The following is a 19,999-nucleotide window of genomic DNA, read 5'->3' as shown; positions in this document are numbered from 1 at the left end:
GTCCCCGGAGAAACGGCCCCTGCATGACCACCGCCCCGCCCACGCTCCTGGTCCTCGACGCCGACCCCCCGCCCCGCCTCGGCCGTCTCACCGGCCGGGCGCGGATCGTGCACACCGACGCCGACGGCCTCGCCGCGCGGCTGCCCGACGCGGACGTACTGCTGGTGTGGGACTTCACCTCCACCGCCGTACGCGACGCCTGGCCCGGCGAGGGGGCGCGGCCGCGCTGGGTGCACACGGCGAGCGCGGGCGTCGACCATCTGATGTGCCCGCAACTCGTGCAGTCGGACACCGTCGTGACCAACGCCCGCGGTGTCTTCGACCAGCCGATCGCCGAGTACGTCGCCGCGCTCGTCCTGGCGATGGCCAAGGATCTGCCGCGGACGGTGCGGTTGCAGCAGCAGCGGGAGTGGCGGCACCGGGAGTCGCGGCGGGTGGCCGGCACGCGCGCCTGCGTGGTCGGCTCCGGGCCGATCGGGCGGGCCGTCGTACGGCTGCTGAAGGCGCTCGGCATCACCACCGCGCTCGTCGGCCGCACCCCGCGCACCGGTGTGCACGGTCCCGACGAGCTGGACCGCCTCCTGTCCCGCGCCGACTGGGTGATCTGCGCGGCGCCGCTGACGGAGCAGACCCGGGGCATGTTCGACGCGCGCCGCTTCGGCGTGATGCAGCCGTCGGCGTGTTTCGTCAACGTCGGCCGCGGGCCGCTGGTGGACGAGGAGGCCCTCGCCGACGCGCTGGCCAAACGCTGGATCGCGGGGGCCGCGCTGGATGTCTTCGCGCATGAGCCGCTGCCCGCCGACAGCCCGCTGTGGCGGGTGCGGGACCTGATCGTCTCCCCGCACATGAGCGGCGACACGATCGGCTGGCGCGACGAACTGGGCGCGCAGTTCGTGGACCTGTACGAGCGCTGGGCGGCGGGCCGGCCGCTGCTCAACGTCGTCGACAAGCAGCGCGGATACGTCCCCGGCCACTGACGCACCTGCTCACCGACGCCTCTGGGAGGCTGTGCATGACGGAACTCACCGACCTGACCGCGACCGGGCTCGTGGAGGGCTACCGCAAGGGCGAGTTCGACCCCGTCGAGGTGACCCGCGCGGTGCTGGAGCGGGCTGAGCGGATCCAGCCGGAGGTGAACGCGTTCGTCCGTCTGCTGCCCGAGGAGGCCCTGGAGCAGGCGCGGGCGTCGGCCGGGCGGTGGCGGCGCGGGGAGCCGGCCGGGCTGCTGGACGGGGTGCCGGTGACCGTCAAGGACATACTGCTGTTGCGCGGCCACCCCACCCTGCGCGGCTCCCGCACGATCGATCCGGCGGGGAGGTGGCAGGAGGACGCTCCGTCGGTGGCCCGGCTGCGTGAGCACGGGGCGGTGTTCGCCGGCAAGACGACCACACCCGAGTTCGGCTGGAAGGGCGTGACCGACTCGCCGCTGTCCGGGATCACCCGCAACCCGCACGATCCGTCCCGTACGGCCGGTGGTTCCAGCGGTGGCAGCGCGGCCGCGGTGGCGCTCGGCGCGGGGCCGCTGTCGCTGGGCACGGACGGCGGGGGCAGTGTGCGCATCCCGGCGGCGTTCTGCGGGATCTTCGGGCTGAAGCCGACGTACGGGCGGGTGCCGCTGTACCCGGCGAGCGCCTTCGGCACGCTGGCGCACGTCGGCCCGATGACCCGCACCGCGGCGGACGCGGCGCTGATGCTGGACGTGATCGGCGCGCCGGACACCCGGGACTGGTCGTCGCTGGGCCCGGCCGGGCTGTCGTACACGGAGGTGCTCGGTGAGGGGGTGCGCGGGCTGCGGGTGGCGTACTCGCCGTCGCTGGGCGGGCAGGTCGCGGTGCGGCCGGCGGTCGCGTCGGCGGTGCGGCGCGCGGTGGAGCGGCTGGCGGGTCTCGGCGCGTACGTCGAGGAGACCGACCCGGATGAGGCCGACCCGGTGGACGCCTTCCACGCCCTGTGGTTCGCGGGCGCGGCCCGGGTGGTGCAGCAGCTGAGGCCGCGTCAGCGGGAGTTGCTGGACGCGGGACTGCGGGAGGTCTGCGCGGCCGGGGCCCGGCTTTCGGCACTGGAGTATCTGGCCGCGGTGGACGTGCGGACGGACCTGGGGCGGCGCATGGGCCGCTTCCACGAGTCGTACGACCTGCTGCTGACGCCCACGCTGCCGCTGACGGCGTTCGAGGCGGGTGCGGAGGTGCCGGGCGGGTCGGGGCTGAAGCGCTGGACGGGGTGGACGCCGTTCACCTATCCGTTCAACCTGACCCAGCAGCCCGCCGCGTCCGTCCCGGTGGGCGTGGACGCGGACGGGCTGCCGGTGGGGCTGCAGATCGTGGCCGCCCGGCACCGCGACGACCTGGTGCTGCGGGCGGCGCACGCCCTGTACGAGGCGGGCGCCGCGGGTCTCACAGCCGCCGGAAGCTGAGCGTCTCCCCCGCCGCGCCGGTGCGCCACAGGTCGTTGCACGCCTCGGCCATGGCGTCCAGGCCGTCCACGACCTGGCCCCAGACGATCCCGGGCACCCAGCCCACGTCGCCGTTCAGCAGCAGGTTGTTGCGTTCGTAGAACAGGGCCAGGTCGACGACGGTGGTGCCGGCACCCACCTCACGGTCGTAGCCGTAGGCGTTGGTGCCCAGTTCGGCGCCCGCGAAGGAGAAATAGCAGAGATCTCCGGGAATCGGGGTGACCGTCGGGTTTTCCAGGGGTGGTTCGGTCGCGGCGAAGGGTGGGAAAAGCGCGTAGATCTCGTTGCGGGCGTATTTGGCGTGGTAGACGTCGCCGGACAGCGGCAGCGCGTTCCACACCGCGGCGCAGGTGACGGGTGCGCGATCGTCCAGCAGCTGTGCGGTGCAGTGGATTTGGCGCTTGACCAGGGACACTTCGAGGTAGCGATCCGCCATGCAATCCATGGTGCATGCGGTGCGTTCAGTTGGGTAGCAGCGCCGCCATGGCTCCACCACACGGTCATGCAAGACATGGCGCACACACATCCGGACCCACTCGCCGGTCGCTGCTCGCGGGGGTGGCGGCGGTCGGCGCTCTGGGTGCCGCGGGCTGCTCGCGGGTGGCGACCGCGTCCACGAAGAAGGGCGGTGACCTGCTCGACCGGCTGCGCGCGCAGGGCGTGGTACGGCTCGGGATCGCCGGGGAGGTTCCCTTCGGATACATCGACAAGAGCGGTGAACTGACCGGTGAGGCACCGGAACTGGCCAGGGTGATCTTCAAGCGGCTCGGGGTCGACAAGGTGCAGCCCGTGCCGACCGAGTTCGGCTCGCTCATACCCGGGCTGAATTCCCAGCAGTTCGATGTCGTGGCCGCCGGCATGTACGTCAATCCCGAGCGCTGCGCGCAGGTGATCTTCGCCGATCCCGACTATCAGATGCTCGATTCCTTCATCGTCCGCAAGGGAAATCCCAAGGGTCTTCACACCTACCGGGACATCGTCGCGAAGAAGGCGAAGTTCGCGACCGGCACCGGTTATGCGGAGATCCAGTACGCGGTGGAGGCGGGCTACAAGGAGAGCGACATCCTCATCGTCCCGGACCAGGTCGCCGGGCTGAACGCGGTGGAGGCGGGCCGTGTGGACGTGTTCGCGGGAACGGCTGTGACCGTCCGTGACGTGGTGAAGAAGTCGGCCAGGGCGGAGGCGACCAAGCCGTTCGCGCCGCTGGTGAAGGGCACACCGCACATCGACGGCGGCGCGTTCGCGTTCCGGCCGACCGAGACCGGGCTGCGCGACGCCTTCAACACCGAACTGCACAAGCTGAAGAAGAGCGGCGAACTGCTCCGCATCCTGCGGCCGTTCGGTTTCACGCGCTCCGAGATGACCGATCTGACCGCGAAGGAGCTGTGCGGCGGATGACCTCGGGACTGTGGGAACTCGTACTCAAGGGCGTGTGGGTCACGCTCCAACTGCTGGTGTGCAGCGCGCTGCTGGGCGCGGCGGTGGCGTTCGTCGTCGGTGTCGCGCGCACCCACCGGCTGTGGATCGTCCGCTTCCTCGCGGGCTTCTACACGGAGGTCTTCCGTGGCACCTCCGCGCTGGTGATGATCTTCTGGGTGTTCTTCGTGCTGCCGCCGGCCTTCGGCTGGCAGCTGGTGCCGCTGTGGGCGGGCACGCTGGCGCTCGGTCTGACCTATGGCGCGTACGGCGCGGAGATCGTGCGCGGGGCGCTGAAGGCCGTCGATCCGGCGCAGCGGGAGGGCGGTATCGCGCTCGGCTTCACGCCGGGACAGCGGATGCGCAAGATCCTGCTGCCGCAGGCGGTTCCGGAGATGATCCCGCCGTTCAGCAATCTGCTGATCGAGCTACTCAAGGGCACGGCGCTGGTGTCGGTGATGGGCATGGGCGACCTGGCGTTCAGCGGCAATCTGGTCCGCCTGGCGTTGCAGGAGAGCGCGGAGATCTACACGTATGTGCTGCTGATCTACTTCGTGATCGCGTTCCTGCTCACCCGCGGGATGCGGGGGCTGGAGAAGCGGCTGAAGGCCGGGGTCGGCCGGGCGCCGGAGAAGAAGGCGGACCCGGTACGGGTGCCTGAGGGAGCTGGTGTCTCGTGACCTGGGACTGGAGTGCCGTCAGCGGTTTCATGCCGCACTTCTGGGACGGCCTGCTGGTGACCTTGCAGGCGCTGGTGCTCGGCTCGCTGATCTCGTTCGTGCTGGGCCTGGTGTGGGCGCTGCTGATGCGCACGCCGACGCGTTGGGTGCGCTGGCCGGTCGGAGTGGTCACGGAGTTCGTCCGGGACACCCCGCTGCTGGTGCAGCTGTTCTTCCTCTTCTATGTGCTGCCCGAGTGGGGTGTGACGATGTCGGCCCTGGCCACCGGCGTCGTCGCGATCGGCCTGCACTACTCGACGTACACCATGCAGGTCTACCGGGCCGGCATCGAGGCGGTGCCGCCCGGGCAGTGGGAGGCGGCGACCGCGCTGAGCCTGCCGGTGCACCGCACCTGGACGGTGGTGATCCTGCCGCAGGCGGTGCGCCGGGTGGTGCCCGCGCTCGGCAACTACGTGATCGCCATGCTCAAGGACACGCCGATGCTGATGGTGATCACCGTGCTGGAGATGCTCGGGCAGGCGCGGCTGTACTCGCAGCAGCACTTCCAGTTCACCGAGCCGCTCACGGTGATCGGCGCCGCCTTCATCGTCATCTCCTATCTGGCCTCCCTTCTCCTTCGCACCCTGGAGCGACGCCTTGTCCGTTGACACCAGCAAGCAGCCGACCGCAACGCCCGCCGATGTCGCTCCGCTGGTGCGCCTGGAGCAGGTCACCAAGCGGTTCGGGGACAACACCGTCCTGGACCATCTGGACTTCTCCGTGGAGGCCGGCAAGCACGTCACGCTGATCGGGCCGTCCGGCTCCGGCAAGACGACGATCCTCCGACTGCTGATGACGCTCACCAAGCCCGACGAGGGCACGATCACCGTCGACGGGGACCGGCTGTTCCCGGCGAGTGAGCGGCAGTGCCGGGAGGCGCGCAAGAAGATCGGCATGGTCTTCCAGCAGTTCAACCTGTTCCCGAACATGAGCGTCCTCCGGAACATCACGGAGGCGCCGGTCACCGTGCTCGGCCTGTCGAAGGACGAGGCGGAGGAGCGGGCCCGGGAGCTGCTGGACCTGGTGGGCCTGGCCGACAAGTGCGACGCGCGCCCGACCCGGCTGTCCGGCGGGCAGCAGCAGCGGGTGGCGATCGCGCGGGCCCTGGCGATGCGGCCGAAGGTGCTGCTGCTGGACGAGGTGACGTCGGCGCTGGACCCGGAGCTGGTGGCCGGGGTGCTGGATCTGCTGCGGGACATCGCGCGCAGCACGGACATCACGATGCTGTGCGTGACCCACGAGATGAACTTCGCGCGGGACATCTCGGACCAGGTGCTGATGTTCGACGCGGGCCGGATCGTGGAGGCGGGGCCACCGGAGAAGATCTTCAACGACCCCGAGCAGGAGCGCACGCGGGAATTCCTGAGCGCCGTGCTGTGACTGCGCGCCGTGTGCGCGCCAACACCCCAGGTCTCCCCCCCTGGGTCATGACTCGGACATATGCCAGCGGGCCGATGGCGCAGTTGAGAGCGGTGCGATCTCGCCAACACCCCCTCCACGCAGGACGCTTGCCCGTTATGGTGGAGGGGGTCCGGGTTTCGGATCACGGCCTGAAAGCGACCGCAGGGGGAGACACCGTGGCGCTGATGAACGAGCCGACCGCGCCGTACCACGCGGCACAGGACGCCCTGCGCGTGCTGGAGACCGTGGCCCGGCACACCGCCGGCGTCACCGACGCCCGGATAGCCCGCCTCACCGGCCTCACCACCGAGCGACTGACCCCGCTGCTGCGGATGCTGCGCCGCGAGGGATACGTCGAGCAGATCACCGGCGGTGCGTACACGGCCGGTGACGCGCTCGCCCGGCTGGGCTCCGCCCAGGGGCGGGAGGAGGCGCTGCGGGCCCACCTCCAGCGCACCCTGGACCGGCTGCGCGACTCGGTGCGGGCCGCCGTCTACATCAGCCGCTACGTGGACGGCGAGGTGCGGATCACCCAGTACGCCGCCGGGCCGGGCGCTCCCCCGGTCAACGAGTGGGTGGACTTCCGGGAGTCCGCGCACGCCCACGCGGTCGGCAAGAGCCTGCTGACGCAGCTCGACCACAACGGCCGCCGCGACCATCTCTCCCGGCACAAGATGGCCCGCCTCACCTCGCGCACGATCACCAGCGACAAGCTGCTGCTCTCCCGCCTGGAGGCGCAGCCGCCGACGGTGCCGGTCCTCGACCTGCAGGAGTACGCGGTCGGCACGGTCTGCGCGGCCGTGCCGATCACCGCGGGCGCCTCGGTGGGATGTCTGGCGCTGTCGATGCCGGTGGAACACGCCCACCGCCTGCGCACGGCGGCGGACGCCCTGAGCCGGAGCGCCGCCCCGTTGCTCCTGTCGCTGACGATCTAGGCCTGCGGGGCCGTGCGGGGTGGTCATGAGCACCCCGGAGAACCAGGTACTATTTTCTTCGTCGCCGCCCGCGGGGCCAGGAAAACGCCTGGTGAAGCGGTCGGTGGGAGTCATGCGCCGCTAGCTCAGTTGGTTAGAGCAGCTGACTCTTAATCAGCGGGTCCGGGGTTCGAGTCCCTGGCGGCGCACAGAAGAAGGGCCCTCGCGAAAGCGGGGGCCCTTCGGCGTTGGGTCAGCCGGCGGACATCAGAACGTGACGTCCGAGCAGGCGTAGAACGCGTTGCCCGTGTCCGCGACGGTCCAGACCGCGAGGATCACGTGGTGGCCGCTGAGGCCGGACGGCAGGGTGCCGCTGTGGGAGAGGGTGGACGGCGGGCGCTGACCGCCGTAGGGGACGGTGAGGAACGGGGTGAGGTTGAGGTCGGCGCGGGTCAGGTTGTGGTCCTGGTTCCAGCCCGGCTTGGTGACGTAGTACTTGAAGTCGGTCGTGGCGTGCATCGCGGTGAACTGCCACCGGAAGGTGTAGCTCTGACCGCCCGTCACCCTGGTGGTGGGCCAGGCGCCGCCCGACGGGGTGCGCGGGCTGTCCAGCTGGGCGAAGCGGGTGTTGCCGCCCGAGCACAGCCGGCCGTCGGCCGGTCCGGCGGCGGGGAAGCCCTTGGGGCCCTCCACGCTCTGCGGCTCCCACTGGATGTCGCCGCAGTTCGTGACGGTGCCGAGCTGGCAGACCTTCTGCCGACTGACGGGCAGATCGGTGTAGCCGTGGCTGCTGGCCCCGCCGGAGGAGAGCGCGATCGCTCCGGTCGTGGCCAGCCCCACCACGGCGGCGTAGAGCTTGGTCCTTGTGCGCATGCTGCCGCTCCTGGGATGTGGGGAGTTCAGTGAGCCGTGCAGGTAGGTCTAGACCAAGTTCGAGGTTATTGCCGACCGTTGAGCATGTCCATACCAATCGCACGCCCGGAACGGCCCGGCCCACGGCGTGCGTCTACCCCTCCCCGTGCCCCGCGCAGAACGCCACCGTGAGGTCCTTCACCAGCGCCTTGCGCTCGTAGTCGTCCAGCGCCACCAGGCCGCGCACGGTCAGCCGGGTCACCGTGTCCTCCACCGAGTCCACGACCGAACCGATCACGCTCGCCCGGTGCTCGGCCTCCAGCACGGCGATCCGCCGGCGCTGCATCACGGCGGCCACCTCCGGGGCGTACTCCACCCGCAGCGGCCGTACCGAGAACACCTCCAGACCCACCGGCGCCACGTCCGCCGCGACCGAGCGGGTCAGCGCGTCCCCGCTCGTCTCCGCCGGGGCGCGGCCGGCGCCGGGCACCTCCACCGGCACCCGGGTGAGCGCCGCCTCGACGCACTCGCGCAGAAACGTCTCGTGGTCCTCCACGCCGAGCGCCGCCCGCGCGGTGTCCCGCACCCGCCACACCACCAGCGTGACCACCCGCAGCGCCACCCCGCTGGCGTCGGCCGCCGGCATCGGCTCGCTGCGCCAGTGCCGCAGCCGCACGTCCACACCGCGGCGCAGCAGCAGCGGGTTGACCCACAGCAGGCCGGCGCGCCGGACCGTGCCCCGGTAGCGGCCGAACAGGCCGAGCACCCAGGCCCGTCCGGTGCGCCCGCGCGCCAGCCCGCCGAAGCCGAACAGGGCGAGCGCGCCCGCCCCCGCGTACAGCGCCCACTGCGCCGGCCCGAGCCCGGCGTCCGGCGTCGCCGGCAGGGGCAGCGCCCGGACGGCGAGCCGCGGTACCAGCCCGGCCCACCAGGAGGCGGCCGCACACCCGGCCAGCCCGCACATCCCGGCGAGCACCCCCACGGCGCCGGGCAGCACCCGCGCCCGCCGCTCCACCAGCTCCGGGTCGACCTCCGGCACGGCGGGACGCGGCACCTTCGGGGCCGGCCGGCGGACGCGCGGCTGCTCGCCGGTGCCCTGGCGGCGCGCCACGACGGTGGGGTGCGCCGGCACCGGCTGCGGGTCGGGATCGTCGCGGAAGAGAAGGTGGACAGGGATCTCGGTGGTGGCCTCGTTCTGGATCAGCCGGGGCGGGCGGGACGCGGCGGCGTCCGCACTCCCCTCCGACTCGGGCGTCGTGGCCGTACTCAATGCGTGCCTCCAACCACTGCGGATGGGTGATGTCACCGGAAGAGCCGTCGCCAGGTCTCCGGGCCGGGGTAGCCGTCGGCGGCCGGGCCCCGCCAGCCCTGGGCGAGCTGGAAGGCCTCGACGGCCCTGCGGTCCGCCTCGCTCCAGCGCGGACCGGGGCCGCTCGTGTAGAACCTGCCGAAGCCCTTCTTCACCAGCTGCCGGCCGAGCTCGGTGACATGGGCGTTGTTCGCGCCCGGGCGCAAGGCGCCGGGGCCGGGGAAGGGCGGGAGGGCGGCGGGCGGGGCGGGCTTGCCCGGCGGGGCAGGCGTCGCCGGTGGTGTCGGCTTCGCCGGTCCCTGGGTTCCCGCGGGTGGGATGTCCTTGCCCGTGCCGGAGAGCAGCAGCGCCCAGGTCTTCGGGCCCGGCAGGCCATCGGCTCCTGTGCCGGCCCAGCCCTGCGCCTGCTGGAAGGCCTGGGTGGCCCGGCGGTCGGCGTCCGTCCACGCGGGCCCGGGGCCGGAGGTGTAGAAGCGGGCGCCGCCGCGCTTGACGAGCCACTGGCCGAGCCGGGTGACGTGGGCGTTGTTCGCGCCGGGTCCGAAGGAGCCCGCGCCGGGGAACGCGGCGGCGTCCTTCTGGGTGCCCCCGCTGCCCGCCGGAGCGCCGGCCGCGCCGTCGGTGACACCCTTGTAGCGGTACGGCAGATAGGAGGAGGCGTTGCTCCAGTACGGGTAGGGGGTGGCCTGGCGGCGGGTGGTGGGGCGGGTCTGCTCGTAGGCGATGTAGTAGGTGTGCGTGTAGTCCGTCCAGCCGCCGAAGATCACCACATGGGACCCCTTCTCGGGGTCGGCGGTGTTGTGGAACAGCAGGATGTCGCCGGGCTGGAGCTCCTCCTTGGTGATCCGGTCGGCGAACTGGCCGAGGCTGCCGGTCCACTCGTTGCCGGGCAGGTGCCAGGCCATGGACACGAAGCCCGAGCAGTCCTGCCGGTACCCGTCCGACCAGTAGGCGTACATGCTGTAGGGCACCTGGGCCGCCACCCACACCTTGGCGCGGTTGATGATCTCCGTACGGCTGATCGGCGGCAGCTTCACCGGGGCGCCGGGCGTCGCCGGAGCGCCGGCCGGGCCGTGCAGCGGGGCCTTGCCGCCCTGCGGGGTCTGCGGCTCGTCACCTGCGGGAACGCCGGGCCGGGCGGGGGTGTGCGGGGTGGCGAGGGCCGGTGCGGCGCCGCTCGCGGCGAGCGCGGTGGAGGCGGCGGCCGCGACGATCACCGCACGGTGTGCGGCGGGGCCAGGGGTCGGGGAGGACGGCGGGGCGGGCCGGTGCAGCCGGGCGCAGCCGGGGCAGCCGCAGTCGCTCGCGGGATCGATTTCCTCGAATACCGGACTGTTCATGCGATCCGCCTCACACTCCGGTCCGTTTTGTCCAGGCCTGTACACGCTGATCAGTTTCCCAACCGTCTTACGGAAGCGCATGGTGACGGTCCGAATGATGTACGACTTTCCCATTTCATGACATAACGGCCACGACGCGCGCGGTCAGAGGCACCCCCGCGTGTCCTGTAGAGTTGTCGACGTCAGCAGGCGCCGCTAGCTCAGTTGGTTAGAGCAGCTGACTCTTAATCAGCGGGTCCGGGGTTCGAGTCCCTGGCGGCGCACCGACGGCAAGGCCCCTCGCTTCGGCGAGGGGCCTTGTTTCGTTCCGTGCTCCTACGCGCGTTTCGCACCTTGCGATCATGCTGAGCCCCGGAGAACCCTGGACGGACAACGGGGCGCGCATACACGGCACTTGCGAAGCCGTCGGCCGGTAGCCCGCGACCTGCCGGGCGGACCGTCGGCGAGCTGTTACAGCGGGGTGCCCGTCAGATAGGCGGACACGATCACGTTGGCCGTGTAGCTGCGGCTCGCCCGGTCGAAGGTGCCGCCGCAGGTGATCAGCCGCAGCTCCGCGCGCCCCGGCTGGCGGGGGCCGTAGGCGCGGTGGGCGTCGAAGTGGTCGCGGGGCAGGACCTCGACGTCGTCGACGGTGAACTCGGCGACGTGGCCGTCGGCGCGCACGACGCGGACCGTGCGGCCCGGCTTGAGCGTGCTGAGCTTGTAGAAGACGGCCGGTTTCGTCTCGGTGTCGACGTGCCCGACCATCAGCGCGGTCCCGGCCGCGCCGGGCGCCGCCCCGCCCGCGTACCAGCCGACCACCGCGGCCTGATTGAACGGCGGCGGGTCGATGGCGCCCGCGGCGTCCAGGCCGCGCCCCACGACCGGCGCCTGCACGCCCAGGTCGGGGATGTCGATGCGCTGCGGCGCGGCCCCCTTGAGCGGCCGGGCGGCCGGGGGCAGCTCGGCCAGCGGCGGGCGGCCGGCGGCGGCCATGTCACCGGTGGTCGGCGCGGACATGCCCTGCCGTACGTCGGTGACCTTCATCCCCCACAGCCAGAGCCCCAGCAGCAGGACCGCCCAGGCCACGCCCATGACCAGGCGCGCGGTGCCGGAGGAGCGTGCGGTGTCCGCCATGGTCAGTGGGTCCTGCGGCTCCGGCGGGCGACGCCGCGCACGCCCACGGCGGCCGCGGCGACGCCGGCCAGCACCAGGCCCATGACGGCGTGCGCGATGCCGGGTCCGTCGGCGTGGGCGTCGGCCGCGGTGAGGCGTGCGGTGCTCTCGGCGGTGAGCCGTGCGGTGCCGCCGCCGCCCGCGTGGACGGGGGCGATCGGGGAGGCGGGGGCGGACGCCGGCGGTTCGTGCGAGGGAGGGGCCGTGTGCCCGCCGCGCGCGACGACGGTGACCTTGCCCTTGACCGTGCGGTCGGCGCAGGTGACCTTCACGTCGTACGCGCCGGGCGTCACGGAGGAGCGGATCTTGGTCTCACCGGCGAGGGTGCCGCCGGCGCCGGCCAGGTGGGCGTCGGCGACGAAGGCGGCGGAGACGGCGGTGCCGGTGCCGGTGCCGCCGGCGCAGCCGTGCACGGTCAGCGACACGTCGGCGCCGGGTGCGGGTGAGGAAGGGGACACCGAGACTGCGCCCCCGTCCGCCGCGTACGCCGTCGGGGTGAGCGCGGCGAGCACCGCGGCGCCCGCACAGACAGTGACCTTCAGTGAGCCCATCGTGTACCTCCAGTTATCTGGAGGCTCCCCGCCCGGCGCCCTCCCCGCATCCGCAGAGGCGCCGATATTGCTCCGAACGGGTGATGTTCACGCCGACCTGGGTTGGACGGGGCCACCCAGGCCGGCGACGGCCCGGGTCAGACGAGGTCGACCAGGTCCGCGATGGAGTCCACGACGTGCGAGGGCCGGTAGGGGAAGTTCTCCACCTGGCCGGTCGTGGTCAGGCCGGTGAGCACCAGGAAGGTCTGCATCCCGGCCTCCATGCCGGCCAGCACGTCGGTGTCCATCCGGTCACCGATCATCGCGCTGGTCTCGGAGTGCGCGCCGATGGCGTTCAGGCCGGTGCGCATCATCAGCGGGTTCGGCTTGCCGGCGAAGTACGGCTGCTTGCCGGTCGCCTTGGTGATCAGCGCGGCCACCGCGCCGGTCGCCGGGAGCGGGCCCTCTGTGGAGGGGCCGGTCTCGTCGGGGTTGGTGCAGATGAACCGGGCCCCGTCGTTGATGAGCCGCACGGCCTTGGTCATGGCCTCGAAGGAGTAGGTGCGGGTCTCGCCGAGGACGACGTAGTCGGGCTCGTGGTCGGTGAGGATGTAGCCGATGTCGTGCAGCGCGGTGGTCAGTCCGGCCTCACCGATCACGTACGCCGAACCGCCGGGGCGCTGGTCGTCCAGGAACTTCGCGGTGGCCAGCGCCGAGGTCCAGATGTTCTCGATGGGAACGTCCAGGCCCATGCGGGTCAGGCGGGCGTGCAGGTCACGCGGGGTGTACATGGAATTGTTGGTCAGCACCAGAAACGGTTTGCCGGACTCGCGCAGCTTCTTCAGGAAGGCGTCGGCGCCGGGAATCGGCACTCCCTCGTGGATCAGGACGCCGTCCATGTCGGTGAGCCACGATTCGATGGGCTTGCGGTCTGCCATGTGCTGCGTCTCCTGGCGTACGTACGGTCCTACACGGGCTGGGCGCCGGAACCACGGCGTACCGACGCCCCCAGCCTAATCAGCAGTCGCTGATCTCGACCCCGCCGAGGACGCTGATCTCGGCTGCGGGGCGGTGTGCGCGGTCAGCTGCCGGTCGCGGACCTCCATCTGTCGACGGGGGCCTGGTCGTCGAGGCAGTCCACGCCAGGATCGTCGCCCGACGCGACGGCCCGGCCCGGCGGCGCCCGTGTCTCCCGTCAGCGGCGTCTGCGCAGCACCAGCAGTGCGGCGCCGCCGAGCAGCAGGGCGACGGCGGCGGCGAGCGCGCCGTCGGCGATGCCGGTACGGGCGAGTTCGTCGGTGGCGAGCGCGCCGGTGGGGGCGGGGGTGGGGTCGGGGGTGGGTCTGGCGGTGGCGGGGGTGCGGGCGGGGCCGGGGGGTGTGGCGCCGGGGTCGGTGGCGGGGTCCTGCTGGGGCGCGGGCCCGGACGGGCTGCGTACGGCGAATCGGTAGTCGTTGGACTGGCCCACCCAGTCGCCGTCGTCGTCGTGCCTGCGGACGACCGCGGCCTCGGCGGTGACCTCGTTGGGTACGGCGTCGGCGGTGAACGCGAGCCGCACGCGCACGGTGAGGGTGCGGCGCGGCCCGACACTGAACCCCCCGAAACCGTCCGTCTCCCCGAACGCGCCGACCAGCTCGTCCTCGTCGGTCGTCTCGAACCGGACGGAGCGGGTGCGGGCGCCGTCGTCGAACTCCAGCCGCGGCTGGGCCGCCGTCAGCGCACGCCGCTCGTCGACCAGGACGACGACGGGGTGAACGGCGGTGCAGGTGCCGTGGGTGGTGTTGGTCAGGTCCAGATACCAGACGCCGTATCCGCCTCCGGCGTCGTACGCCGCGGGGCCACCGCGGATACGGGCCCGGAGGGGGAAGTCGGAGGAGCCGGTGTCGGCGGCGCAGGCGGGGTCGGGGGCGAGGGCGGCATACGCGGGGGCGGCATACGCCGGGACGACCGGTGCGGGGGCGGCATTCGCCGGGTGGGCTGGGGCGGGGCCCGTGTGCGCGGGGGCCGTGAGGACATGTGCGGCGGGCGCCGCGAGGGCCGGTAACGGCAGCAGGGGCAGCAGCGTGGCGGCTGCCGCCGCGGGGACAGGGGCGAGCGGGAACAGTCGCATGATCACATGAGTGTGGCGGGTGGGGCGGGGCTGCGGCGGAGGCGTACCGAGCAGGCCCCTCGAACGGCGGAGGGAAGTCATCCGACCGTGGCACGAGCACCGCCCGCCCGGACGCGCGCCCCGCCTGCTACGCGTCCCGCCGCCCGAACACCGGCCCCAGGACCAGTTGCCCCGCGCCCGAGGCGACCCCCCACTCCCCACCCCCGGCGATCCGCACGGGCACCGCAGCGCCGGGCGTGCCCTCACGGACCGCCCGCTCCTGGAGGACCGCCGCCACCCCGCGTACGAAGGTCTCCGGCGCCCGCGCGACGACCCGCCCCCCGAGCAGCACCCCGTCGATGTCCAGCAGCCCCACGAGATTGGCCGCCCCGGCACCCAGCACCCGCGCGGCCTCCGCCGTGTCCCCGCGTCGTACCGCCCCCAGGCACAGCACCTCGATGCAGCCGCGGTCGCCGCACCCGCACACCGGACCGTCCAGCTGGATCACCTGGTGGCCGAACTCCCCCGCCCCGGTCCGCGCCCCCCGGTGCACGATCCCGCCGACGACCAGCCCGGCGCCCAGTCCCGTGCCGAGATGGAGGTAGGCGAAGGAGCCGCCCTCCCCGGCGACGGCGAGGCCGAGCGCGGCGGCGTTGGAGTCCTTGTCGACGACGACCGGCAGGCCGAGGCGCCCGGCGAGGGCGTCCCGCAGCGGGAAGCCGTCCCACTCGGGGAAACCGGTCACCCGGTGCAGCACGCCCCGCACATGGTCGAGCGGTCCGGGCAGGGCGACGCCCACGCCCAGCACCGACCCGGCCGGCACCGAGTCGGCGAGCGGCCGCACCGCCCGCTCCACGCCGCCCAGCACCGCCGCGGCCCCCGCCCCGAGGTCGAGCGGCGCCCGCTCCCGCCCGACGACCGCGCCGGTGAGGTCGACCAGCACGGTCCGCAGCTCGTCGCGGTCCAGATGCACCCCGACGGCGTGTCCGGCGTCGGGCACCAGCCGCAGCACCGTGCGCGGTTTGCCGCCGGTGGAGGCCCGGCGCCCGGCCTCGGCGGCCAGCCCCTGCTCCCGCAGCCGTGCGGTGATCTTGCTGACGGCCTGCGGGGTCAGCCCCGTGCGCTCGGCGAGTTCGAGCCGGCTGATGCCCTCGGCGCCGGCCGTGCGCAGCAGCTCGAGCACGAGCGCGGTGTTGTGGCTGCGCAGCCCCAGCAGATTGAAGCCGCCCCTGCTCGCGCCGCCGTCGTCTTTGATCCCGCCGTTCGTACCGCTCACAGCCCCCATTGTCCCTGCCGCTTGCACTTTGGCAACAGCGTTGCGAAAGTGGGTGGCATGACAGGTACGACAGGCACCCCCCTCCGCGTGGGCCTCATCGGCTACGGCCTCGCGGGCTCCGTCTTCCACGCCCCGCTGATCGCCACCACCGACGGCCTGATCCTCGAAACGGTCGTCACCTCCCAGCCCGAGCGGCAGGAGCAGGCACGCACCGAGCACCCCGGCGTGAGGACCGTGGCCGGCGCCGACGAGCTGCTGGAGCGGGCCGGCGACCTCGACCTGGTCGTCATCGCCTCCCCGAACAAGACCCACGTCCCGCTGGCCACCGCCGCCCTCGAGGCGGGGCTGCCGGTCGTCGTGGACAAGCCGATCGCCGGGACCGCCGCCGAGGCCCGCGAGCTGGCGGCGCTCGCCGAGGAGCGCGGGCTGCTGCTGTCGGTCTTCCAGAACCGCCGCTGGGACAACGACTTCCTCACCCTGCGCAAGCTGCTCGACGAGGGCGCGCTGGGCGACGTATGGCGCTTCGAGTCGCGCTTCGAACGCTGGCGGCCCAAGCCCAAGGGCGGCTGGCGGGAGTCCGGCGACCCGGCGGAGATCGGAGGCCTGCTGTACGACCTCGGCAGCCACGTCGTCGACCAGGCGCTGGTGCTCTTCGGCCCCGTCACCCAGGTGTACGCCGAGTCGGTGGTCCGGCGCGCGGGCGCGCAGGCCGACGACGACACGTTCCTGGCGCTGACCCACGCGAACGGGGTTCGCTCCCACCTGTACGTCTCCTCCACCACCGCCCAGCTCGGCCCGCGCTTGCGTGTGCTCGGCTCGCAGGCCGGCTACGTCAAGTACGGCCTGGACCCGCAGGAGGCGGCGCTGCGCGAGGGCCTGCGCCCGGGCCCCGGCTGGGGTGCGGAGCCGGAGGAGCTGTGGGGCCGCGTCGGCGCCGGGGAGTCCCCGCTGACCGGCGGCGGCCGCGCCGAACCCACCCTGCCCGGCGACTACCCGGCCTACTACGCGGCCGTGGCGAAGGCCCTCACGGGCACCGGCCCCAACCCGGTGACCGCGCTGGAGGCGGCCGACGCGCTCGAGGTACTGGAAGCGGCCCGCCGGTCGGCCCGCGACGGAGTGGCGGTGACCCTGCGATGAGCGGACCGACCCCGAAGTTCACCCCCGAGCTGACCCCGAGCATCGAGGAACTGGAGGCCCAGGAACGCCGCCTGGTCTTCCGGCAGTTCACGCACGACGACGCGTGGGCGCTCGGCTCGCTGCTGGTCGAGCTGGCCCGTGAGCGGCAGGCCCCGGTCGCCATCGACATCCACCGGGCCGGCCAGCAGCTCTTCCACGCCGCCCTGCCCGGTTCCACGCCGGACAACGACTCCTGGATCGCCCGCAAGCGCCGGGTCGTCGAACGCTACGGCAGCGCCTCCTACCTGGTCGGCGCCCGCTTCCGCGCCAAGGGCACCACCTTCGAGGAGTCCTCCCGCCTCGACCCGGACGTGTACGCGGCCCACGGCGGCTCCTTCCCGATCACCGTGGAGGGCGTCGGCGTGATCGGCGCGGTCACCGTCTCCGGGCTGCCCCAGCTGCAGGACCACCGGTTCGTGGTGGAGGCTCTGGAGGAGTTCCTGAAGATCTGAGGAGTTCCTGAAGATCTGACGTGCGCCGGGATTAACCCGGGGGACCCTCCGGTTGGGACTGGCCGTAGACGTGATGATCACGGACCCGTCCGGAGGGACCCATGAGCACGGTGCAGGACACGATCGGCCGGTACGGCATCTGGAGCGTGGGCCTGCGCTCCGAGGACCCGGCCCGGCAACGCGAACGGGCCGACGCGGCAGCCGAGTTGGAGTCGCTCGGCTTCGGTGCCCTCTGGCTCGGCGGCAGCAGCGCCGTCCACCACGCCGAGCCCCTGCTGGCGGCGACCGGGCGCATCACCGTCGGCACCAGCATCCAGAGCATCTGGCAGCACACGGCCGCCGACACCGCGGCCCGCTTCGCCGACCTGGAGCGGGCCCACCCCGGCCGCTTCCTGCTGGGCCTGGGCGTCAGCCACGCGAAGCTGGCCTCGCAGTACCGCCGCCCGCTCGCGGCGCTGGCCTCCTACCTCGACGAACTCGACGCGGCCGGCGTCCCCGCCGAGCGCCGCGTCCTCGCCGCGCTCGGTCCGAAGAACCTCCAGCTGTCCCGGGACCGCGCGGCGGGCGCGATCCCGTACCTGGTCACGCCCGAGCACACCGCCGAGGCCCGCGAAACCCTGGGCGACGCCGCGCTGCTGGCCCCGGAACTGAAGGTCGTCCTGGAGACCGACCCGTCCCGCGCCCGCGAACTGGCCCGCGCCGCCCTCTCCGTCTACCTGGGCCTGCCCAACTACACGAACACCTTCCTCCGCCTCGGCTTCACCGAGGCCGACCTCGCCGGCGGCGGCAGCGACCGCCTCATCGACGCGGTGTTCGCCTGGGGCACGGAGGACCGGATCCGCGAGCGCATCGACACCTACGTCAAGGCGGGCGCCGACCACATGGCACTTCAGCTGGTGACCGACGGCCCGAGGGAAGACCTCCCGAGGGAGGAATGGAGGAGGCTGGCTTCTCTGCTCCGGTGAGGTGGCCGCCCTGAAGGGGCGCGGGGAACTGCGCGACCAGCCACACACCACCCGCACCCGGCAGACAAGCGTGGTTCCCCGGCCCTCAGCGGAGCGCTCAGGCGTCCTTCAGCTCCTGCCGCTGCCGTCCCAGCCCCGAAACCTCCAGCTCCACCACATCCCCGGAACGAAGGTACGGCTTCGGCTCGGGCTGCCCCATCGCAACCCCCGCAGGGGTCCCCGTGTTGATGACGTCCCCGGGGTACAGCGTCATGAACTGGCTGACGTAGCGCACGACCTCGCCCACCGGGAAGATCTGGTCGGCCGTGGTCCCGTCCTGCTTAAGTTCGCCGTTGACCCACAGCTTGAGGGACAGCGCCTGCGGGTCGGGCACCTCGTCCGCGGTCACCAGCCACGGCCCGAGCGGGTTGAACGTCTCGCAGTTCTTGCCCTTGTCCCAGGTCCCGCCCCGCTCGATCTGGAACTCCCGCTCGGACACGTCGTGCGCGACGGCGTACCCGGCGACGTGCGCGAGCCCTTCCTCCGCCGAGCCGAGGTAGCGGGCGGTACGGCCGATGACGACCGCCAGCTCGACCTCCCAGTCGGTCTTGACCGAGCCCCTGGGTACGAGCACCGTGTCGTTCGGGCCGACGACCGTGTCGGCGGCCTTGAAGAAGATCACCGGTTCGGCGGGCGGCTCGGCACCGACCTCGCGGGCGTGGTCGTAATAGTTCAGCCCGATGCACACGACCTTGCCGATGCGCCCCAGCGGCGGACCGATGCGCAGCCCCGTCGCGTCCACCGCGGGCAGCTCACCGGCCTCGGCCGCGGCGCGGATACGGCCGAGGGCCGCGTCGTCGGCGAGCAGCGCGCCGTCGATGTCCTCGACGAGGCCCGACAGATCCCGCAGGGTCCCGTCGGCGTCGAGCAGCGCCGGGCGCTCGGCCCCGGCCGTACCGACTCGCAGCAGCTTCATGGTCGTCACCATCTTCCTCGATCGCGGGCGCCCGGCCGATGGTGCCGCCGGGTGCGGCCGTGGCGCGACAGCCATCGGAGGACTGGTCGATCCTCCAAGAGGGGGGTCCACTCCGCAAGACCCGGTTCACGTACTGGACCGTAGGGCGAGCCGGGCGGGAGCGGTTCGTGCGCCGGACGGGAGCGGCTCAGCGGTAGAGCACCGCCCGTTCCACCGCGCTCCACGCCGTGCTGGTCACGACGTACAGCGCGGCGGCCAGCGGTACGACGGCGACGGTGACGAGGGTGAAGAAGGACATGAACGGCATGACCTTCGTGACGGCGCCGATGCCCGGAACCTGTTCGCCCGTCCCGGCCGCCGCCGGCACGGGGGCGTTCTCGGCCGTCATCCGGCGGGTGCGCCGGAAGTTGACCGTGGCGACGACCGCGACCAGGGCGAACAGGGCGAGGTAGACGAGTCCCGCGCCGCCGAGCGGGCCGCCGGCGGCAAGGGCGTCGGCCCAGCGGTCGCCGAGCGGCGCCGCGAACAACTGGTGGCCGAGCAGCCCGTTGGCCTCGCCGCCGATGCTGGTGCTGGAGAACAGGTGGTACATCAGGAAGAACGCGGGCGCCTGCAACAGGCTGGGCAGGCAGCCGGACAGCGGGGAGACCTTCTCCTCGGCGTGCAGCTCCATGATCGCCTTCTGCAGCTTCTGCGGGTCTTTGGCGTGCTGGGTGCGCAGCTCGGCGATCCGCGGCTGGAGCGCGGCCTTGGCCTTCTGCCCGCGGGCGGCGGCGCGGGACAGGGGGTGGACCAGCAGCCGGACGAGCATCGTGAACAGCACGATCGCCGCGGCGGCGGCGGAGGCGTGGAACAGAGGCTGGAGCAGCTCGGCGAGCCGCTCGACGAGGTGGGCGAAAACGGACATGGGTGAGTGGCCCTCCGGGGTCACGTCGTGCCGGAACGATGGAGATCGTCGCGTTCGACCGGATCGACGAGATCGACGAAATCGATGTGGC

21 protein-coding genes and 2 tRNA genes are annotated in these 19,999 nt (G+C 72.6%); 12 read left to right on the top strand and 11 right to left on the bottom strand.

Going from position 1 to position 19,999, the window contains the following annotated elements:
• The first annotated feature begins 23 nt into the window (after nt 1-23).
• Together AB0J12_RS28510 and AB0J12_RS28505 are read left to right on the top strand one after the other, a co-directional pair.
• The gene (locus AB0J12_RS28510; RefSeq protein ID WP_363267338.1) at nt 24-977 is read left to right on the top strand and encodes a D-2-hydroxyacid dehydrogenase; all 954 of its coding nucleotides are present in this window, start codon (nt 24-26) and stop codon (nt 975-977) included.
• A 35-nt stretch (nt 978-1,012) separates the two neighbouring features.
• A complete protein-coding gene (locus tag AB0J12_RS28505; protein ID WP_363267336.1) occupies nt 1,013-2,413 on the top strand; it encodes an amidase in 1,401 nt (466 codons plus the stop codon).
• Here the strand turns inward: AB0J12_RS28505 and AB0J12_RS28500 are convergent.
• Nucleotides 2,394-2,888, bottom strand: coding sequence for a DUF3830 family protein (locus tag AB0J12_RS28500; protein WP_363267335.1), 495 nt, complete (start codon nt 2,886-2,888; stop codon nt 2,394-2,396). The genes AB0J12_RS28505 and AB0J12_RS28500 overlap by 20 nt on opposite strands.
• Before the next feature lie 47 nt (nt 2,889-2,935).
• Between AB0J12_RS28500 and ehuB the strand changes: the two genes are divergently transcribed.
• From ehuB to AB0J12_RS28470, 6 genes are all read left to right on the top strand, one after another.
• Nucleotides 2,936-3,850, top strand: coding sequence for an ectoine/hydroxyectoine ABC transporter substrate-binding protein EhuB (gene ehuB, locus AB0J12_RS28495; RefSeq protein ID WP_363267334.1), 915 nt, complete (start codon nt 2,936-2,938; stop codon nt 3,848-3,850).
• The gene (gene ehuC / locus AB0J12_RS28490) at nt 3,847-4,548 is read left to right on the top strand and encodes an ectoine/hydroxyectoine ABC transporter permease subunit EhuC (protein WP_363267333.1); all 702 of its coding nucleotides are present in this window, start codon (nt 3,847-3,849) and stop codon (nt 4,546-4,548) included. Before ehuB ends, ehuC begins: the two co-directional genes overlap by 4 nt.
• The gene (ehuD, locus tag AB0J12_RS28485) at nt 4,545-5,195 is read left to right on the top strand and encodes an ectoine/hydroxyectoine ABC transporter permease subunit EhuD (RefSeq protein ID WP_363267332.1); all 651 of its coding nucleotides are present in this window, start codon (nt 4,545-4,547) and stop codon (nt 5,193-5,195) included. Before ehuC ends, ehuD begins: the two co-directional genes overlap by 4 nt.
• On the top strand, nt 5,185-5,967 hold the full coding sequence (gene ehuA, locus AB0J12_RS28480; protein WP_363267331.1) for an ectoine/hydroxyectoine ABC transporter ATP-binding protein EhuA: 783 nt from the start codon (nt 5,185-5,187) through the stop codon (nt 5,965-5,967). The genes ehuD and ehuA overlap by 11 nt, the downstream gene beginning before the upstream one ends.
• Nucleotides 5,968-6,164: 197 nt before the next feature.
• On the top strand, nt 6,165-6,923 hold the full coding sequence (locus AB0J12_RS28475; RefSeq protein WP_363267330.1) for an IclR family transcriptional regulator C-terminal domain-containing protein: 759 nt from the start codon (nt 6,165-6,167) through the stop codon (nt 6,921-6,923).
• 114 nt (nt 6,924-7,037) lie between these two features.
• Nucleotides 7,038-7,111, top strand: a tRNA-Lys gene (locus tag AB0J12_RS28470).
• Nucleotides 7,112-7,169: 58 nt separating this feature from the next.
• Here the strand turns inward: AB0J12_RS28470 and AB0J12_RS28465 are convergent.
• The 3 genes from AB0J12_RS28465 to AB0J12_RS28455 form a co-directional block, all read right to left on the bottom strand.
• On the bottom strand, nt 7,170-7,775 hold the full coding sequence (locus tag AB0J12_RS28465; RefSeq protein WP_363267329.1) for a lytic polysaccharide monooxygenase: 606 nt from the start codon (nt 7,773-7,775) through the stop codon (nt 7,170-7,172).
• A 133-nt stretch (nt 7,776-7,908) separates the two neighbouring features.
• Nucleotides 7,909-9,024 carry an SPFH domain-containing protein gene (locus AB0J12_RS28460; RefSeq protein WP_363267328.1) on the bottom strand — a complete coding sequence of 372 codons (1,116 nt, stop codon included), beginning with the start codon at nt 9,022-9,024 and terminating at the stop codon, nt 7,909-7,911.
• A 32-nt stretch (nt 9,025-9,056) separates the two neighbouring features.
• On the bottom strand, nt 9,057-10,403 hold the full coding sequence (locus tag AB0J12_RS28455) for a peptidoglycan-binding protein (RefSeq protein WP_363267327.1): 1,347 nt from the start codon (nt 10,401-10,403) through the stop codon (nt 9,057-9,059).
• Between the two features lie 189 nt (nt 10,404-10,592).
• On the opposite strand from AB0J12_RS28455, the gene AB0J12_RS28450 reads away from it, so the two are divergent.
• Nucleotides 10,593-10,666 (top strand) — tRNA-Lys (locus AB0J12_RS28450).
• A 187-nt stretch (nt 10,667-10,853) separates the two neighbouring features.
• On the opposite strand, the gene AB0J12_RS28445 is transcribed toward AB0J12_RS28450, so the two are convergent.
• The 5 genes from AB0J12_RS28445 to AB0J12_RS28425 form a co-directional block, all read right to left on the bottom strand.
• Entirely contained in the window at nt 10,854-11,519 is a 666-nt protein-coding gene (locus AB0J12_RS28445) for a class F sortase (RefSeq protein ID WP_363267326.1), read from the bottom strand.
• A 2-nt stretch (nt 11,520-11,521) separates the two neighbouring features.
• Nucleotides 11,522-12,109 carry a hypothetical protein gene (locus AB0J12_RS28440; RefSeq protein ID WP_363267325.1) on the bottom strand — a complete coding sequence of 196 codons (588 nt, stop codon included), beginning with the start codon at nt 12,107-12,109 and terminating at the stop codon, nt 11,522-11,524.
• Between the two features lie 137 nt (nt 12,110-12,246).
• Nucleotides 12,247-13,026 carry an HAD-IIA family hydrolase gene (locus tag AB0J12_RS28435; protein WP_363267324.1) on the bottom strand — a complete coding sequence of 260 codons (780 nt, stop codon included), beginning with the start codon at nt 13,024-13,026 and terminating at the stop codon, nt 12,247-12,249.
• Between the two features lie 257 nt (nt 13,027-13,283).
• Nucleotides 13,284-14,198, bottom strand: coding sequence for an LPXTG cell wall anchor domain-containing protein (locus AB0J12_RS28430; protein WP_363267323.1), 915 nt, complete (start codon nt 14,196-14,198; stop codon nt 13,284-13,286).
• 127 nt (nt 14,199-14,325) lie between these two features.
• Nucleotides 14,326-15,462, bottom strand: a complete 1,137-nt coding sequence (locus AB0J12_RS28425; RefSeq protein ID WP_363267322.1) for an ROK family transcriptional regulator — start codon at nt 15,460-15,462, stop codon at nt 14,326-14,328.
• A gap of 48 nt (nt 15,463-15,510) precedes the next feature.
• Between AB0J12_RS28425 and AB0J12_RS28420 the strand changes: the two genes are divergently transcribed.
• The 3 genes from AB0J12_RS28420 to AB0J12_RS28410 all read left to right on the top strand — a co-directional run bounded on the left by AB0J12_RS28420 (nt 15,511) and on the right by AB0J12_RS28410 (nt 18,046).
• Entirely contained in the window at nt 15,511-16,590 is a 1,080-nt protein-coding gene (locus AB0J12_RS28420; RefSeq protein ID WP_363267321.1) for a Gfo/Idh/MocA family oxidoreductase, read from the top strand.
• Nucleotides 16,587-17,081, top strand: coding sequence for a heme-degrading domain-containing protein (locus tag AB0J12_RS28415; protein ID WP_363267320.1), 495 nt, complete (start codon nt 16,587-16,589; stop codon nt 17,079-17,081). The genes AB0J12_RS28420 and AB0J12_RS28415 overlap by 4 nt, the downstream gene beginning before the upstream one ends.
• A 101-nt stretch (nt 17,082-17,182) precedes the next feature.
• Nucleotides 17,183-18,046 carry an LLM class F420-dependent oxidoreductase gene (locus AB0J12_RS28410; RefSeq protein ID WP_363267319.1) on the top strand — a complete coding sequence of 288 codons (864 nt, stop codon included), beginning with the start codon at nt 17,183-17,185 and terminating at the stop codon, nt 18,044-18,046.
• A gap of 97 nt (nt 18,047-18,143) precedes the next feature.
• Here the strand turns inward: AB0J12_RS28410 and AB0J12_RS28405 are convergent, their stop codons facing one another.
• Entirely contained in the window at nt 18,144-19,001 is an 858-nt protein-coding gene (locus AB0J12_RS28405) for a fumarylacetoacetate hydrolase family protein (protein WP_363267318.1), read from the bottom strand.
• Between the two features lie 187 nt (nt 19,002-19,188).
• Nucleotides 19,189-19,908: a YidC/Oxa1 family membrane protein insertase gene (locus tag AB0J12_RS28400; protein ID WP_363267316.1), complete on the bottom strand. Its 720-nt coding sequence runs from the start codon at nt 19,906-19,908 to the stop codon at nt 19,189-19,191.
• Nucleotides 19,909-19,999: the final 91 nt, after the last annotated feature.

This window comes from Streptomyces sp. NPDC049915, from assembly GCF_040656475.1.
In the GTDB taxonomy this organism is placed as follows: domain Bacteria; phylum Actinomycetota; class Actinomycetes; order Streptomycetales; family Streptomycetaceae; genus Streptomyces.
This window is presented reverse-complemented; position numbering and strand designations above follow the sequence as displayed.